Genomic DNA, 16,642 nt, shown 5'->3' with positions numbered 1-16,642 from the left:
AAATAGAGCATTCCACTCGCGCCGTCGCAGCGATGCCGGACGATACCGCACGTCGCTTGAAGGCGATTTGCCGATCACTCAACCGGGGAAATACCAGTGAAACGAGATGTAATGTTGCTGAAGATGAGATACCTTGCCGCGGGGTCCGCCATGCTTGTGGCCGGCGCTGCACATGCGCAAAGCAGCGTGACGCTTTTTGGCCTCATCGATACAGGCGTTGTGTATCAGAACAACGCACGCGTCACCCCTTCGAGTGCGACTTCGCCGGGCGGCAGCTCGTTTTCGTTGCAAAGCGGAAACGTGTTTACGTCGCGATGGGGTTTGCGCGGCAGTGAGGATCTCGGCGGAGGGCTGAGCGCGATCTTCTGGCTCGAGAACGGTTTTAACGTAGCCAACGGCACCTTGAAGAACGGCGGAGATCTGTTTGGACGACAGGCATGGGTCGGCCTTCACTCGAATCAGTACGGTACGCTGACGCTCGGCCGGCAATACGACTTCCTCGTCGACTTTGTCGCGCCGTTGAGCGCAACCGGTTCAGGCTTCGGCGGCAACCTGGCCACGCACGTCTACGATAACGACAACCTGAACAACGATCTGCGCCTGAACAATTCGGTCAAGTTCAGCAGCGCAACGTATGGCGGCTTTAAAGCCGGTGCCATGTATGCGTTCTCGAACGAAGCCGATAATTTCGCCAACAACGGCGCATATAGCTTCGGCGCAAGCTACGCGTATGGTCCGTTCAGTTTCGGGGCGGCATATCTGCAGATCAACCGCACGGCCAACCCGACGCTCGCCAATGCATCGGGCGCAGCGAGCACGAGCGATGGTGACGCGTTGACGACCGGCGGTCGTCAGCAAATCTATGGCGCCGGTGCGCAATACAAGTTCGGCAAGTCGTCGGTTGGTCTGGTGTGGACGCACTCAGTGACGGACAACATCACAGGCCTGTTGCAGGACGGCAGCACAAGCGTCGGCGCGCTTGCGGGCACATCGATGAAGTTCGACAACTTTGAAGTCAATGGTCGATATTTCTTGAAGCCTGACCTTAGCCTTGGTGCGTCGTACACGTACACCACGGGTCAATTTAGCGGAGCCTCCAAGGGCTTCACGTCAGCCTCACCGCATTGGAATCAGGTTATGGCGCAAGTCGACTATCTGTTTTCGCCGCGCACCGATGTCTATGTGGAAGGGGTTTATCAGCGAGTCGGCGGTGGGAACGGCAATGCGGCATTCGACGCGAGCGTCTATACGCTTGCCCCATCAGCGGGCAACGAGCAGGTGGTCGTTGCGGTCGGGATGAAGCATCGGTTCTGACTTTAGCGGCAGCGTTTGAAATGATGGCGCGCGTTCCGCAGCATTGCTCCGGCGGGACGCGCACCTCTCGCGCGAATGTGAATGCGCTATCCGCCGAGCTTGACCTTAAAGATCGTAAACGGTCCTGAACGCGGCAGATGATTCTTGAACGTCACCTCCCAAAGGTGCGAGTCTGCGATGTACATATAGCCCTGGCTAATCGCAAATCCGTCCGCCCATGAAAGCTTGCCCGGTGCGCGCTCAAAAAGCCTCGATTTAACCTTGTGGGTAGCAGGATCGATATCGAGCGCGACGATGGTGCTGTGTTCGAGATCGCCGCCATAAAGCGTTCCGTGCTGGTCCATGATCAAACCGCCGGTCAGCTCAGCCGAGCCGAGATATTGCACCTTGTGCGACAGTTGGCTCGCGCTGAGCTTTGCATCGATTAACGCGCTGGTCGGCACTCGCCAGTAGTTGTGATCGGTTAGCGGCCGGTAGTAAAGCCACTTCGCATCCGGTGCAAGCGCGATGCCGTCGGCGTGAATCGCAACGGTCTTGCCGTCGTTCGTTTGCGCCGGCTGCCCGTTGATCATGAGGTGCTGTTCGGGATCCGCAAACGTCGAGCGGTCACCGACCAGAACCTGCCGCGATTTGCCGGTTTTGAGATTCAGCACGACGAGGCTGCCGCGCTTGCCGATGTTGGTCAGATACGCGTAGCCATGCACGAGATCGATGCGCACATCGTTGAGCGAATCGGTTGGCGCAACAGTGCCGTCGAAGCCATAGCTGCGAATCACCTTGTTGCTGCCCAGATCGAACTCGACAAGCTTGGGCTTTGCGCCTTGACCCGCGGCCGTCAGCACCGCGCGCCCGGAATCGAGCACCCAGAGACGATCGGCTTTGTCGACCCACATCGCTTGCGGGACCGCCCATTCGTGCTCCGTGTCCGTGCCGGGCGTGTTCCAGGCCTCGTCGGGATACGGCGTGACTGCGCCAGTTTGTGCATTGACCTCGACCAGCTTGTCGCCGGACTGCGCGGCGGGCGCGCTCGCGAAAATGCGGCCCTCGTGAGAGACACCGATGCCGACTAGCTTGAACGTATCGAAGGTCTTGACGGTTTCGAGCGGCGGCCCGTCATCGCCTTGCGGCTCAGCCGATAGAGCCGGCGCAATGCCGGTCGCAACGACCGCACAGGCCAGCGCGATTCTCGCAAGCTTCGTTATTTGCACGTCCAGTCTCCGTTGTTGTTAAGCGGGTAATGAGTTGAGACTGGAGTAGAAAAGCAGCGAAGACTATCGGGACTTATCTCGATGCGGATGGGCTGTCAATTGCCTTTCAAAATCACGCGATCGATGCTTCTTGAGAAGCTGTATCGCAATTACGTTGCAGGACGTCCGCCGCTGTGTGAAAGCATGCATCGTCGCGAGGCCAACGTGCCAGCGCATCCAGACAGTCACGCGCGTAACGTGCGCCGGCCAGTTGTTGCAGTAACGTACCGTCGTTTGCGAGGCGTTTTACAAGCCGCACGCCGGCTGCTTTGCATGCGGCTTGATCGTTCGACGTGCCTAGCGCTCTCAGGCAGTTGATGAAATGCTTCGCGGTAAGGCGGTCGCATACGGATGCATCAGTCGCGAGCCGCCGCGCCAATTGTGCTGTCGCACGTCGACATGCTTCATCGGAAGGCCACTGCGCCAACGCGTCCAGGCAGACCGCGAGATACCTCGCGTTAAGGTTGTGCCGCAAATTTCCATCTTCGGAGATTCGCTTTGCCAGCCGAACGCCCGCCATACGACACACATCGTCTTCGCTCCAGCGGCTCAGCGCATTGATGCAAATCGCGAGGCGCACGCCGTTCAACTGGCGCAAGATCGTTTCGTCCGCAGCAATGCGCATAGCTAACAGGTTGCCTGCCTCTTTGCAGATCGACTCATTATGCCATTTCGCTAACGCACTAAAGCAGTTCGCAACGGCTTGTCCATTCAGGTAACCAACTGACGCCCCTTCAAGTGCAAACCGTCTTATGAGAGCGAGCCCTGTTGTTTTAAAAACCTCTTCATCTTGGTCCCATCGTGCTAAGGAAGCAAGGCAGTCCGTCAATTCAAAAATGCTAAGCGAGTTGCGCAAGGTGTCGTCGATCTGCAACCGCTTTGAGACTAGCGTCGCAGCCTTTTTGAATGTTTCTTCGCGATGCCACTTGCTCAGCAAAGCAAGTAATGTCGCCGCATCGCCAGTGCTGATCGCCATGATCGGCGCTGAACTATCGATCACCCGTCTGGCCAACGTGAGAGCGAGAGACCTATCGTCAGTGTGAGCGCTTGCAGTGTTATCTGGCATGCCGTTTGTAAACGCATAAATCGAAACATTGCGCGGATTCGTCCGTTCCCTGTCCTCCGAACTGATAACCGCGACGCTATCTTCTTCCATCGTCATCATCGCCGCTTGCGTGTATGACGACTTTCTCTTGCGTCAGTGGGCCCTGCGCGGCTTTTATCCTCAAGCCTCCCCCATCATTGCCGTCAACGCGGGCTAAGGCGGCCGGTAATCGACATGTGCTTCCGCCGATCTCAATGTTTTAAGTCTCAAAGACTCGATCCTTTAGGGGAGAAACCTCATGCTTAGCATCAATAGCAATATTCCCTCGCTCGTCGCCCAGCAGAACCTCAATGCATCGGGTAGCGCACTATCGCAGGCGATCACACGCCTCTCGTCAGGGCTACGCATCAATAGCTCAAAAGACGACGCCGCGGGCCTTGCAATTGCAACTTCACTCCAGACGCAGATAAATGGCTTAAATCAAGGCGTATCGAATGCGAACGATGGCGTGTCGCTCGTGCAAACGGCCGATACAGGCCTCACGCAGATCACGGCAAGTCTGGAACGTATTCGTTCGCTCGCCGGTGAAGCGGCAGGCGGTACGTTGACGGCGTCCAACCAGGCCGCGCTGCAAAAGGAGGTGACGGAGCAGATTTCTGAAGTCAATCGTATCGCTTCGCAAACGCAGTTCAACGGCATCGGCGTGCTCAATGGTCAGGCCGGCATCATCAACGTGCAGGTGGGCGCGAACGTCGGCCAGACCGTTTCGCTCGATCTCAGCCAGGGCGTCTCGGCGGCGTCGCTTGGCGGCGGCTTCGTACAGGCCGGCAATACGCTCGGCGCGATCACGGGCCTGAATCTGAACGCGGACGGCACGGAAGCAAGCGGCGCCGGCGCGATCACGTCGATCAACATCATCTCGAACGGCAGCGGCGGTTTCACGTTTACGGATCAGAACGGCGATGCCATTTCGACGGCCGCGTCGGCGGCATTGTTCACCACGACGACGACCAATGGCATTTCGTCGCTGTCGGTGGCAAGCAGTAGTGCGCTCACGCCGGCAAACGAACTCACCTCGATCTCGGCTGCCGCTAGCGCTGCCGGATCGGGTGCGGCGGACGGCACCGTTTTCGGCGTCATTTCTGGCATCAACATCGATTCTTCGACAGGTAAGGACGCGGCGGCAGGCGACACCAACACGATTACGTCGGTCACGGTCGAGGCGGACGGCAAAGGCGGCCTGAAGTTTATCGATCAGCACGGCGACCAATTGGGTTCGGGCGCACAAGCGGGCCTTTTCAACAGCTCGGGCGGCGCCGTCGCGTTTGCGAATGTGCCGACCAGCACCATCGGTTCGACTGCGGCAGGCGTGCAGCCAGCGGGCAGTGTCCTCGCAAGCGTCGACACGCTGAACGTGCCGACATCGGTTTCGCAGATCGATATCAGCACGACCCAAGGTGCAAACAACGCGCTGCTGTCGATCGATAACGCGCTCGCCACGATCGCGAATATCCAGGCATCGCTCGGCGCGGCGAACAATCGATTCGGTGGGATTTCGCAGTCTCAGGAGGCCGAGTCGAATGATTTGTCGAGCGCGCACTCGCAGATCACGGACGCCGACTTCGCACAAGAAACGGCAAACCTGAGCAAGGCGCAAGTGCTGCAGCAAGCGGGCATCTCGGTGCTCGCGCAAGCGAATTCGCTGCCGCAACAGGTGCTCGGGCTTCTGCAGTCGCACTAAGCATCGTAACCGGCGCGCGGATGACCTGACCGGGTGCCCGGCAAGGCTCATCCGCGAGCGCGAAGACAAGGACGTGGCTCCGGTCTCGCGTCATGTTCACGTCGCCCTACTCACCGGCCGCACAGGCCGCATGGAGCATCTGAATGTCGACTTCACCCGTTGCCGCCCAGGCGGCCGCCGCCAGTCAACAGGCTGCACAGGCCGTTCAACAGGCCGCCCAGTCATTGATTTCCGCTTCGACCGGAACGCCGCTCGACGTTACTTCGCTCGTGACAACGTTGGTCAATGCAAAGATAGCAGGCCCTCACACGGCGATAAGCACGCAGCTCGTCAGCGACCGCGCGGAAATCGGCGGGCTTGGCCTGCTGTCGAGTTCGATGCTTGGGCTGCAGACCGCGCTCGCGCCGTTTCTGAACGGTAGCGCGCTTGCGTCGTTCAGCGCGACCCTGAGCGGCGACGGCATCACCGCGAAGGCCGGCAAGGGCGCATCGGCGGCCACGTATCAGATCGACACGAAGCAGATCGCCGAGGCCCAGACCATCACGTCGGGCAGCTTTTCCAAATCCGACGCCAACGCGCTCGGTTCGGGCACGCTGAACATTTCGCTTGGCAGCGGCGCGGGCTCGAAGTCGTTTCAGGTCGACGTCGATCCATCGAACGACAGCCTTCAAGACGTTGTGAATGCAATCAATTCGGCACCCGGCAATCCCGGTATCAGGGCGACTATCATCGGAGGCGCAAATGGGCCTGCGCTCAGTCTGCAGTCCACCTCGACAGGAGCGGCCAACACGATCAGCATCGGCGTGACAGGTGCGGCAAGCGACAGTGCGCTGGCGAAGCTCGCGGTGACGTCGTCCACTGCAACAGACCCAAATGCGCCGGATGGTTCGTCCACCATCTCGTCAAACGACGATTTCTGGACACAGTCGCAGGCCGCGCAAGACGCGCAGCTCACCGTCAACAATGTGTTGGTTACCGACTCGACGAATACGATTTCCGACGCGATTCCTGGCGTGACGCTCACGCTGACCGACAAGGGCGTGGGCGCGCAAACGCTGACTGTCGCACCGGACGACGGCACGGTCGAAACCGATCTGTCCGCATTCGTGACCGCCTATAACGCCGTGATCGACCAGCTGAATTCGCTCGCCGCGCCTGGCACGGCCAACGTACCGGGCAGCGGTGGCCAGCTGCTCGGCGACGAAATGATCAACCAGGTCGGCGCGTCGCTTGGCAGTATCGTGGGCGGTTTGGTGTCGAACGGCGGTTTGCAGGGCACGCTCGCCTCGCTTGGCATCACGTTTCAGAAAGACACGGGCGGCGAGCCGTTTGCAGAACTGCAAATCGACGCGGACTCCAACAATCCAACGCTCGACGATGCGGTCACAAGCAACCCGGCACTGATCGGCGCGCTCTTCAACGATACCAACGGCATCGCGCAGCAGCTCGATTCTGTGCTGACCGCATACACGTCCGTGCAGGGCATTCTAGCGTCGCGTACGAACGACCTGACCGCCGACATCGCGAGCCTCGCGAAACAGCAGACCGATCTCGACGACTTTGCTGCGCAGTTGACGACGCAATTCAACGACCAGTTCACCGCACTCAACACGATCATGGCGCAGGCGCAGTCGAATGCGAGCTTTCTGACCGCGCTGTTTGGCGGCGCCAACAGCAACGGCGCGTTGGCGGAAAACAGCAAGTAAACCGGCGCCGCTCTGCGGCGCCTTCGATCAATCTCACCATCGACGCCGCGGTCGGGCTAGCGGTTCGACCGGCGTTGGAATTCGCGCGGCGTCATGCTGTAGCGGCTCCTGAAAGCGCGGCTGAAGTGCGCTTCGCTTGAGAAGCCGCAGCGATACGCGACCTCCTTGATCGACACTCTGCCGTGCGCGGGCGAAGAGAGCAGGCGCGAGGCGCGCTCGAGACGCATCTGCCAGACGAAGCGCATCGGCGACAGCCCATCGGCCTTCATCAGGCGATTCAGCTGGTTCAGCGACACGCCCATCTCCTCGGCGATGCGCTCGACGCTAAGCCGTTGTTCGCCAAGCAAGCGGATGATGGTTTGCTTCGCGTGAAACGCGGTTGCGACTCGGGGCCTGTCGGCACCTTTTCCCGGATGCGTGAGAAGCGTGTCCATCACATCGAGGCATTGACCGCTTAGCTGATCCGACAGGTAAGGACTGACCACGCCCGAGTGCCTCTCGATGAATTGCACAAACTCGCTGACTGCCCGTACGTCGGGGCATCGGACATCCGGCGCCAGATATCGCTGGACCGCATCGTGGCCGCCCCGTTCGCGCAGCGCTTTTTTAGGCAGGCGAAGCAGCAGCAGTTCTGTGGGCTCCCGATAGATTTCGGTAAAAAAACTGTCCGGATTAACAAACAGCACGCTGCCCGGCCCAAACGATTGCTCGTTCTTACCGCTTACCAGATCGAATGCTCCGCTTTGGACGATCTTGAAGTAAAGGTAATCGTCTGCACCACCCACTTCCTTGAACCGATTCTCTAGCGGAGAGATATTTTGCCAGGCTAAGCGGACGCTGGTCACCTGGATCTCGCCCAGTTGTCGTGCCTTGATTGAGTATCCGGGCAAGGGAGATCGCGTAAGCGTAGAGCGCACGTCGTAGCCTTCCGCCATGACGGTGGTCCACGATTCCGCGTTGGTGAATTTCACATCCCACTGCTGAAGCTTGCTCGACATGGATCAGTCTCAACCTTTGTCAGTATGAGGATTGATGCGGCTTCATGCAGCGTGCAAGCGTGCGCTCGAAGCCGCTGATTCCGTCCAGTCGTGAACATATGAGGTGACGGTTTATTCCGGTTTGGCGTGCGGGTTAGCCCAACAAAAAGCATGTGAATTCTCAGGCAAGCGATTTATTCATCAGTCAACCATGCGGCCATGCAAATGGACTATTCTGCGTACCGCTTTTGCGATGAGAGGAGACGCCGGGACGATTCGCTTTGATGGATCGAATAGTTAGGGATGCTATGACTGATACGCGCGTAGAGCTTTGCTGAGAATTGCGTTCGGTCGCGGATCAAGGATGGTACTGGGGATGATGCGCTTCGCCACCCAATCGCTTAAAGGCCAGATCGCCAGAACGAAAGACGAGTGGCGCGATCTGGTGAGAACGAACTGGAGTATGGATTGCGAATTCGACGCGCAAATCCAGCACGATCTGCGGATCGTGTCGTGGTTCATGGAGGACCTTCGATTCGAAACCGCGGAATTATCGGGACAACAATGGACCTGGATTCCTGGGCGCGGAGAAAACGGCTGGAGAAGCGCCGCGCTCGTCATGCTGCTCGTGGAAAGCGGCGTGATCGACATGGAGCAGGACGGGACGCGCTTGAGGCTGACAGAAGGGGCGCTGTTGTTGTTCGACGCGAGCATCGAATATGCGCAAACGGCGCATCGCGATACTCGCGCGCTAGCGTTACGCATACCGAGAGCAGCGCTTGAGAAAAGAGGCGCCGCAGTGCACAGCCGCGAAATGTTCATGCCCGAGGTAACGTCGCCGGACGTAGCGGTGCTGAGATCGTTTATCGCATCGACTGCCGCTTACGGCCAGCACTGCAGTCCACATGGGAAAAAGCTGACGGCCGAGCACTTGACCGACCTGATGGAGATCGTCGCCGACGACCTCAATGCGCCCAGACGCATGCGCAGTTCCGACGCGATGCTAAGAGAGATCAAGCGTTACATTCAGCGCCACGTTGGAGACGAGAACATGAGCGTGGAAACGGTAGCGAGCGCGATGGGCGTATCGAGGCGCTATCTGACCAAGCTTTTTGAGCGTGACGGCTCTTCGATGACGCGCTATCTGCTGCACCAACGGCTGGCAAGAGCAAAGAAAATCCTCGCGACGGGAGGCGAGGCGATACGCATCAGTGAAGTGGCGTGGCAGTGCGGATTTGTAAGCGCCGCCCACTTCAGCAATGCGTTCAAGAACCGGTACGGCGTCAGCCCGGGAGAATTGCGGCGTGGTCAAAGGTCCAGGCTCGCGCCGTCTGGATCCTGTGCCGATGAGTGACTGACGCCAAACCTACATCAGGCTTTCACGCCCCGAATCAGTTGTACCGGCCCTCGAACATCCACGCAGGCGGCGCGACCAGCATTGGGTTCAACGACGCGCGCTGGATCTGCCGCATCCATTGCTGCATGACCAACATCTGGGATTGCATGCCGCGCGTCCGCTGTAGGAAACCCGATCAAGAACGAACTCGCGAGCCGCTTAACTTTCTCGTGCGAGCCTTGAGGGGCGCTTGAGAGCGGACCTCATTTGACAATTACATAGCTTTCGCTACCTTTAGAGACTTCGCAAGGGCCGCGACTATTGCTGCATCTCGCCGTACGACGCGCCGTAAGATCCATTCACCCGACCAGAAGCCATCGTGAATACCATCCAGATCCTGCTTCAAACGACCATTCCGCCCTTGAGCGACGACTGGTCGATCGCGCGGTTTAGCCGCCTGACAGAATTATTGCGCTCGCACCGGGACGCCGAGGGACGCCCTGTTTTCAACGTCGTCGCGCGCGATCGCGATCCGCAGGGCGAACCCGACTCGGTTCTGTCGCGCCTCGACGAAACGGAATTCGACCAACTGTGGCTGTTCGCGGTCGACGTCGGCAATGGGCTGACGCCGGAAGATTGCGCGGGCATCACGCGATTCCGGCGGGCCGGCCGCGGCCTGCTTGTCACGCGCGATCATATGGATCTCGGCTGTTCGATATGTACGCTGGGCGGCGTAGGCAAGGCGCATCACTTTCATACGCACAACCCGGAACCCGACGAATCGCGGCGCGTGATCGACGACCCGTTCACGTCGTATATCCTGTGGCCGAATTTCCACTCGGGCGCAAATGGGGACTTCCAGGAGGTCGCGATTGTCGGACCGACGCATCCGATCCTTGCCGACCCTGAGTCGCCGACCGGCGCGATCCGCTTCCTTCCCGCGCATCCGCACGAAGGCGCCGTCGACGCGCCGCACGATGAGCCCGCGCGCGTGGTTGCACGCGGCAAAAGCAAAGCCACGGGGAACAGCTTCAATCTCGCTGTCGTGTTCGAACCTTCGACGGAGGGAGGTCCCGCGGTCGCCGAAAGCACCTTTCATCATTTCGCCGACTACAACTGGGACACGCGGCACGGCGCCCCGAGTTTTGTCAGCGAACCGCCGGGTAATGGCATGCAGACCGAGCAGCAGGCGATGCGCGACGTTCACCGCTACTCGATCAATATCGCGAAGTGGCTGGCCGGGGCGGTAAACTGAGGCATTTCACCCACCGCTAGAAGAATCTCGTGAAAGGGATCCAATGACCTCAGCGATCGATACCCGGGACACTCAAGACGTTTCAGCATCAGGCGATTATGCGAAAAGCCGTGCGCGCAAGGCCGCGTTCGGCAGCTTTATCGGCGCGGTGGTCGACTGGTACGACTTTCTGCTTTACGGCATCGTCGCCGCGCTGATCTTCAATACGGAGTTCTTTCCGAAGGTGAGCCCGGCAATGGGCACGCTTGCGGCGTTCGGCACGTTCGGTGTCGGATTTCTGTTCCGGCCGCTGGGCGGCTTCGTGTTCGGCCACTACGGCGACTGGCTTGGGCGCAAGCGCATGTTAGTGCTCACCGTCACGATGATGGGTTTGTCGACTGCCTTGATCGGCGTGCTGCCGGGGTTTGCGTCGATCGGCTGGTGGGCGCCTGCGTTGCTGGTGCTGTTGCGCGCCATTCAAGGATTCGCGGTGGGCGGCGAATGGGGCGGCGCCGCATTGATGGCCGTCGAAAGCGCGCCTGAAAAACAGAAGGCGTTCTATAGCAGCGGCGTGCAGGTCGGCTACGGCGTCGGCCTGATTCTCGCCACCGGCATTGTCTCGATCCTCACGATGACACTCGATGACGCGGCGTTCAGAGCATGGGGCTGGCGCATTCCGTTCGTCCTGAGCATCGTGCTGGTGCTCGTCGGACTATGGGTGCGCTCGAGCATGGAGGAATCGCAGGAGTTCGTCGAGCGGGTCGAGAAGGCGCATCGCCGCGCGCGCCTGCCGATTTTCGAAGCGCTGCGTCAGAACCCCAAGGCCTTCCTGCTGATTATCGCGTTGCGGCTTGCCGAATTGTTCACGATGTATATCGTCACGGCGTTTGCGTTGAGCTATTCGACAATGAATCTCGGCATGCCGCGGCAGTTCTTTCTGAACATCGCGCTGCTCGTCGGTGCAGTCAGCATCGTGACAATTCCGCTCTTTGCCATGGCGGCCGATCGTTTCGGCCGTCGCCGCGTCTATATCACCGGGGCTGCGATCGGCATGCTGTCGGCTGTGCCGTTCTTCGTCGCACTCGATCGGCATGCGACGCCATGGATCGTGTTGTTTTCCGTGATGCTCGCGAATGTCGCGCACGACATGGTGGTGAGCGTGCAGCAGCCGATGTTCACGCAACTCTTCGGCACCGAGTTTCGCTATAGCGGCGCGGGTGTCGGCTATCAGGTGGCCAGTGTGGTGGGCGGCGGCTTTACGCCGTTTGTCGCGGTGGCGCTGGTCAATATGGCGGGTGGCTCGTGGCATCCGGTCGCGGCGTATATGGCGATAGGCTGCCTGTTGTCGGTGCTCGTGGCGTGGAAGATGAAGACACGCTAAGCGCGTAAGCGACGCTTGACCTAAAGCGCACCAGCCAGGCAGCGTTTAGCGATTTAGGCGCGTGCTGCCTTTCGTTGAAGCGACGGCGAGCGTTCAGTCAAAGCTGGCGCCATTTCGTCCTCAGCGCGGCGCGTGCCGGCAAACTGCTGCCGGTATGCAGCAGGCGTCAACTGCCTTGAAGTCTTGAACTGGCGATTGAAATTCGCCACGTTCGAAAACCCTGAGCGCGCGGCGATCACCGATATCGGCATTTGCGTGTCCGTCAACATCCGGCAAGCGTGGCCAATTCGAACTCGCGTGATATAGCGGCCCACGCTTTCGCCCATATGCTGTACGAAATGCCGCGTGAGCGACCGCTCCGAAAGACCCGATGCTTTCGCAAGCGTTGCAAGCCGCAACGGATGCGCGAATTGTGTGTCGATCAACGCGAGGACGCGATTGAGCTGGTCGGGCTCATGGCCGGAGGGCGTACCTGTTCTGGCGTCAAAAGCGCTTGGCGATGCGAGCGGTGTGGCCGGCAACTCCGATAACCCGTACAACACATCGAGTACCGCTTTAAGCCGTTCGCGCGGATCGCTGGAAAGCAGGCGGTCCAGCTGTTTGCGCATGTGCGCGCCGGCGCCTTCTGCGAATGAAAGTCCGCATGCGGCGCGGCGCAACAAATTGCGCAAGCTGGCGTATTCCGGGCAGACGTCCGCGAGGCGGCGCACCCACGCGCCGTCGAACCATACGACGATTGCAACCTGCGGATCCGTTGTGTCGATTGAACGATTCGATGCCCATGTATGCGGCAGATTCGGCGGAACGAGCACGAGGTCGTCCGCGCCATAGACGGCGACTGAATCGCCGATATACCGCTTGCCCTGACTATTCATCGTCAAGGTCAGTTCGTACTCAGGATGATGGTGCCATTCGAACGGAATTCGCGGCAGCCGCCGATGGTAAACCCGCACCGAGCGGCTATCGCCGAACTCCACGTGTTCGTATGTTGCTTTCATGGCTGAATCTGCAAAAACATTGACCCGATAGTATCACTCGCGTGGCCGGCGCTGACGTACGCTCCAATGCAACCCCTATCACTCCACGGAGATAGTGAAATGGCATTGCAAATCGACGACCTGCCGGCAGCAATCAGGACCGCGAAGCGGGAGCTGCGCGAAGCGCTGCCCAACTATCGCGCGGTATTCGCCGACGTCGAAGCGGCGATCGAGAAAGAGGCTCAGCACATCGCGCGGCTGCGCGACCGCGGCGAGCCGGTGATTCCCGAGATTCAGTTCGAAGACATCGTTGCGAACCGTGTCGGCGCGGAGCAGATTGCGCTCGTCAAGGCGCGCGGCGCGTGCGTGATTCGCAAGGTGTTCGATCGCTCGCTCGTCGAGCAATGGGATCACGACATTGCAGAATACGTCGAGCGCAACCACCTCGACGCAAAGCTGATGAACCGCGCGGAAGACAAGTACTTCGGTCAGCTTGCATCGAGCAAGCCGCAGATTTACGGTGTGTACTGGTCGAAGCCGCAAGTGCTCGCCAGGCAATCGCCGGCGCTGACGCAAGCGCGCGTCTTTCTGAACCGGCTTTGGCGCGCACAAAGCGAAGGCCGCGTGCATTTCGACCCGGACCGCGTGCCGGTTTATGCGGACCGCCTGCGGCGCAGGCCGCCGGGCTCGGAATCGCTAGGGCTTTCGGCGCATTGCGACGGAGGATCGGTCGAGCGGTGGATCGAGCCTAATTTCCGCAAGGTCTATCGCCACGTGTTCTCGGGCAATTGGCGCAATTACGACCCGTTCGACGCGGCATGGCGAACCGATGTCGAAGAAATTCCGTCGCCGGCGGTCTGCTCGATGTTCCGCACCTTCCAGGGATGGACCGCGCTGACGCCGCAAGGCCCCGGCGACGGCACATTGCAGCTCGTGCCGATGGCGAACTCGATGGTCTACGTTTTATTGCGCGCGCTTCAGGACGATGTGGCCGACGACGATCTATGCGGCGCGATGCCGGGGCGCGCGCTATCGATCAAGTCCGAATATCACGCGCCGCTGTTCCATGCGCTTTCGTCGATTCCGCTGATGCAGGCGGGCGACACGGTGTTCTGGCACAGCGACGTGATTCACGCGGTCGAGGATGCGCATCGGGGCAAGGGCTATAGCAATGTGATGTACATCGCGTCGGCGCCGAACTGCGCGAAAAACGATGCTTATCTGAAACGGCAACTGCCGAGCTTTATCGATGGCAAAAGTCCGCCTGATTTTCCGGGCGATCATTTCGAAGTGGATTTCGTCGGACGCGCGACGGCGGAAGATCTAACGAGAGATGGACACTTGCAAATGGGCTTCGATCTTTAAAGTTGGCTGATAGATCAGGCGAGGCGCGAATTCAACGGAAGCGGAGCGATCGTCAACTGACCGTTTGCATTTCCGTTGTTGCCGTGTTCGCATCAACGCGCCTCAGCAGTGCGGTCAGTTCCGCTACGCGCATGCGAATACTCAACACTGTCTGATCTGCAGGAAGCGGGTCATTTTGCACCGCTTGTACTTCGTTCAGTTCGGCATCGGCTGAAGCCACCGTGGAGTGCCACGTTCGCGGTTTGCCATTCCTGAGTTCTTCGAACAACGAGTCGATCGTCTTTCTGACTCCCGGCGGCAGTAACGCGGCATCGGCACGCAGCTCGTCCTGCAGCTTGATCAGCTCGACGCCAATCTCGATCCACGTTACGCACTCGTCGATATCCGTTTCCGATGCGGCGGGTAGGGCGAGTCGCATCAGCGTATCGAGGCTGTGGGTTTGCCACGCATGATGCGTGCTGGCGATGCGCGGTTCGAAGGGCAAAGCGATCAGGCCCGTGATGGCGTGCACCGTTTGTTCGAGATGTTGTTTGCGCCACCGGTTCTCGACGGGGCGCGATGGCACAACGCGATACGCGAGCGCGGCCAGCACGCCGCCTGCAACAGCGCCTAGCGCGTGCGTGCTCACAGCGCTTGCCGTCGTACCCGCAAGTGCGGTCGGATCGGTGATGGCGAGGAACAGCATGCAGAAGCCTGATGCCCAGAACGCATTCGAAAGCATGGAGGCGAGCGCAACGGCAACAAAGACCATCGCGCCTTCCGCAAGCGCCACGCCGATTGCATGCGAAATGTGCGGCGTAACTGTCGCATAGAACAGCACCGCTATGCCGGCGCCGACGGAGCCTGAAGCAACAAAGTCGAATGCCGTATCCAACGGATTGGGACGGATCGCGAATAGCGAAATGGCAACCGCCGTAAATGCGACAAGCAAAGGGCCGCTGTGCCAACCGGTGGCGACCCAGATCGCGCCGGCGAGCAGTAACGTACACCCCGCGCGTAGTGCGGCGGCTAGCGCGTAGCTGCGATTGACCGCGTAGACGGGCGCAGGATAGCTCGTTGTATCGTTGTCGTCTTGCGCGCCGGTTAGAGCGGCATAGGTTCGCATTGTGGCTTCCGCTGCGCCCAAAAGCGCTGTTAGCAGATCAAGGCGTCGGCGTTCGCGCACATTGCCGGCCCGAACGGACGCGAGCCGCGCGCGCAATACCTGTGTTTCCCCGCGAAGCCGCTCGAGCTTTTCGATGTCATCCGGTTCATCGCTGCGCAGCGCACCGGATACGGAAGCGAGCAATTTAGCGGCTTCAGCAACGGCATCATCGATCTCGCCGCTTATCTCGTTGTGTGTCCTGGCGCCCTGTTCGATATTCCGCTCGACGCCTCGCGACACGACAAGCAGATCGACCAGCGCGGACACGACACCGTGCAAACGGCTCGTGCGTCTCCACAACGCCGGCGACTCGGCGGCCGCGCTGTGCACGGCGCCGTCGAGCCCAAGAATATCGATCAGTTGTCCGCGCAGCCGTTGCGGGCTGACGCCGTCCGCGGCCCGCGCGCGCGGCAGACCAGCAAGCCGGTCCGCACACCATGCGCAGGCTGTGGCAATGGCATGCCGGATCCGTCGATTGGCGCGACCGCTTTGCGCATCGCGCGACAAAAGCAGCACGAGCAGCGCACAGGCGATGCCGATGAAAATGCCGATGCAGCGGTCCGCGCCGATCTCAAGCAACTTTCCGCTTTCGCCGATCAACGACATCGCGATAATAGCCGCGCTATAGCCGGCCAGCACCGCCGCGTAAGCGCGGTAATTGCGCATCGAGATACCCACATAAACGCACACGGCAAGCCAGACGGCGAGCAAGCCGACCAGCAAGGGCTCGTTACCGTGCGCGACGAAGATCAGCAGCACGCCTACAGGCGCACCGACGGCCGTACCGATCGCGCGGTAAAGCGACTTGAGCAGACCGTCGCCGCGTACGGCATTGCCGACGGAAACGACGGTCCATGCGGCCCAATGCGGCTCGTGCAGACCGATCAGGATTGAAACGATCAGCCCGAGCGTTGCCGCCAGCGCAACGCGGCCGGAGTAGGTCAGAAGACTGCGAGAGGGCGTCCACATGGAATGTGCGGGTCAGCAGCCAATTAGCAGCGAGCGAGCCGATAAATCATGTACCGTCAGGGTTTGGATCCGCACGGCACACAAGGTAGATTAAAAATCTCTTGCCCTTCATCCACAAGCGTTTAGCGCACATCCGAACGCCTGAAAGCCATCTGAACTATGATTAACCGTTCATTTCCCACACGGCGCCGCAATCGAACCCGGCG

At 59.9% G+C, this 16,642-nt stretch carries 12 protein-coding genes; 7 read left to right on the top strand and 5 right to left on the bottom strand.

The annotated features are described in order from the left end of the window. Positions 1 to 111 precede the first annotated feature (111 nt). Complete coding sequence (locus KZJ38_RS23245; RefSeq protein WP_246641958.1) at positions 112 to 1,314, top strand: porin; 1,203 nt, start codon at positions 112 to 114, stop codon at positions 1,312 to 1,314. Positions 1,315 to 1,400: 86 nt separating this feature from the next. On the opposite strand, the gene KZJ38_RS23240 is transcribed toward KZJ38_RS23245, so the two are convergent. Then, positions 1,401 to 2,522 (bottom strand): L-dopachrome tautomerase-related protein, encoded by a 1,122-nt coding sequence (locus tag KZJ38_RS23240; protein WP_219802053.1) that lies wholly within the window; start codon positions 2,520 to 2,522, stop codon positions 1,401 to 1,403. Positions 2,523 to 2,634: 112 nt separating this feature from the next. After that, on the bottom strand, positions 2,635 to 3,726 hold the full coding sequence (locus tag KZJ38_RS23235) for a hypothetical protein (RefSeq protein ID WP_219802052.1): 1,092 nt from the start codon (positions 3,724 to 3,726) through the stop codon (positions 2,635 to 2,637). A 178-nt stretch (positions 3,727 to 3,904) separates the two neighbouring features. Here KZJ38_RS23235 and KZJ38_RS23230 point away from each other — a divergent pair, with 178 nt between their 5' ends. Beyond that, positions 3,905 to 5,347: a flagellin N-terminal helical domain-containing protein gene (locus tag KZJ38_RS23230; protein ID WP_219802051.1), complete on the top strand. Its 1,443-nt coding sequence runs from the start codon at positions 3,905 to 3,907 to the stop codon at positions 5,345 to 5,347. A 143-nt stretch (positions 5,348 to 5,490) separates the two neighbouring features. After that, positions 5,491 to 7,053 (top strand): flagellar filament capping protein FliD, encoded by a 1,563-nt coding sequence (gene fliD, locus KZJ38_RS23225; protein WP_219802050.1) that lies wholly within the window; start codon positions 5,491 to 5,493, stop codon positions 7,051 to 7,053. Between the two features lie 56 nt (positions 7,054 to 7,109). On the opposite strand, the gene KZJ38_RS23220 is transcribed toward fliD, so the two are convergent. Next, the gene (locus KZJ38_RS23220; protein ID WP_219802049.1) at positions 7,110 to 8,051 is read right to left on the bottom strand and encodes a helix-turn-helix domain-containing protein; all 942 of its coding nucleotides are present in this window, start codon (positions 8,049 to 8,051) and stop codon (positions 7,110 to 7,112) included. Between the two features lie 355 nt (positions 8,052 to 8,406). On the opposite strand from KZJ38_RS23220, the gene KZJ38_RS23215 reads away from it, so the two are divergent. The 3 genes from KZJ38_RS23215 (at position 8,407) to shiA (ending at position 11,981) form a co-directional block, all read left to right on the top strand. Then, a complete protein-coding gene (locus tag KZJ38_RS23215; RefSeq protein ID WP_219802048.1) occupies positions 8,407 to 9,384 on the top strand; it encodes a helix-turn-helix domain-containing protein in 978 nt (325 codons plus the stop codon). Positions 9,385 to 9,745: 361 nt separating this feature from the next. Beyond that, entirely contained in the window at positions 9,746 to 10,621 is an 876-nt protein-coding gene (locus tag KZJ38_RS23210) for a hypothetical protein (protein ID WP_219802047.1), read from the top strand. Between the two features lie 43 nt (positions 10,622 to 10,664). Further along, entirely contained in the window at positions 10,665 to 11,981 is a 1,317-nt protein-coding gene (gene shiA, locus KZJ38_RS23205; protein ID WP_219802046.1) for a shikimate transporter, read from the top strand. Between the two features lie 53 nt (positions 11,982 to 12,034). On the opposite strand, the gene KZJ38_RS23200 is transcribed toward shiA, so the two are convergent. Beyond that, on the bottom strand, positions 12,035 to 12,979 hold the full coding sequence (locus KZJ38_RS23200) for a helix-turn-helix domain-containing protein (RefSeq protein ID WP_219802045.1): 945 nt from the start codon (positions 12,977 to 12,979) through the stop codon (positions 12,035 to 12,037). A gap of 99 nt (positions 12,980 to 13,078) precedes the next feature. Here KZJ38_RS23200 and KZJ38_RS23195 point away from each other — a divergent pair, with 99 nt between their 5' ends. Continuing rightward, on the top strand, positions 13,079 to 14,323 hold the full coding sequence (locus tag KZJ38_RS23195) for a DUF1479 domain-containing protein (protein ID WP_219802044.1): 1,245 nt from the start codon (positions 13,079 to 13,081) through the stop codon (positions 14,321 to 14,323). Positions 14,324 to 14,375: 52 nt separating this feature from the next. On the opposite strand, the gene KZJ38_RS23190 is transcribed toward KZJ38_RS23195, so the two are convergent. Continuing rightward, positions 14,376 to 16,436, bottom strand: coding sequence for an FUSC family protein (locus KZJ38_RS23190; protein ID WP_219802043.1), 2,061 nt, complete (start codon positions 16,434 to 16,436; stop codon positions 14,376 to 14,378). Positions 16,437 to 16,642 lie beyond the last annotated feature (206 nt).

Origin of the sequence: Paraburkholderia edwinii (assembly GCF_019428685.1) — a bacterium.
GTDB lineage: Bacteria > Pseudomonadota > Gammaproteobacteria > Burkholderiales > Burkholderiaceae > Paraburkholderia > Paraburkholderia edwinii.
Note: the sequence above shows the minus strand (reverse complement) of the source record. Positions and strands in the feature narration are given on the sequence as shown.

Bases quoted from the DNA above. Each gene is read 5' to 3' on its own strand.
- shiA (WP_219802046.1), top strand. From the start codon at position 10,665: ATGACCTCAGCGATCGATACCCGGGACACTCAAGACGTTTCAGCATCA.
- KZJ38_RS23215 (WP_219802048.1), top strand. From the start codon at position 8,407: ATGATGCGCTTCGCCACCCAATCGCTTAAAGGCCAGATCGCCAGAACG.
- KZJ38_RS23195 (WP_219802044.1), top strand. From the start codon at position 13,079: ATGGCATTGCAAATCGACGACCTGCCGGCAGCAATCAGGACCGCGAAG.
- KZJ38_RS23190 (WP_219802043.1), bottom strand. From the start codon at position 16,436: ATGTGGACGCCCTCTCGCAGTCTTCTGACCTACTCCGGCCGCGTTGCG.
- KZJ38_RS23245 (WP_246641958.1), top strand. From the start codon at position 112: ATGTTGCTGAAGATGAGATACCTTGCCGCGGGGTCCGCCATGCTTGTG.
- KZJ38_RS23235 (WP_219802052.1), bottom strand. From the start codon at position 3,726: ATGATGACGATGGAAGAAGATAGCGTCGCGGTTATCAGTTCGGAGGAC.
- KZJ38_RS23200 (WP_219802045.1), bottom strand. From the start codon at position 12,979: ATGAAAGCAACATACGAACACGTGGAGTTCGGCGATAGCCGCTCGGTG.
- fliD (WP_219802050.1), top strand. From the start codon at position 5,491: ATGTCGACTTCACCCGTTGCCGCCCAGGCGGCCGCCGCCAGTCAACAG.
- KZJ38_RS23230 (WP_219802051.1), top strand. From the start codon at position 3,905: ATGCTTAGCATCAATAGCAATATTCCCTCGCTCGTCGCCCAGCAGAAC.
- KZJ38_RS23220 (WP_219802049.1), bottom strand. From the start codon at position 8,051: ATGTCGAGCAAGCTTCAGCAGTGGGATGTGAAATTCACCAACGCGGAA.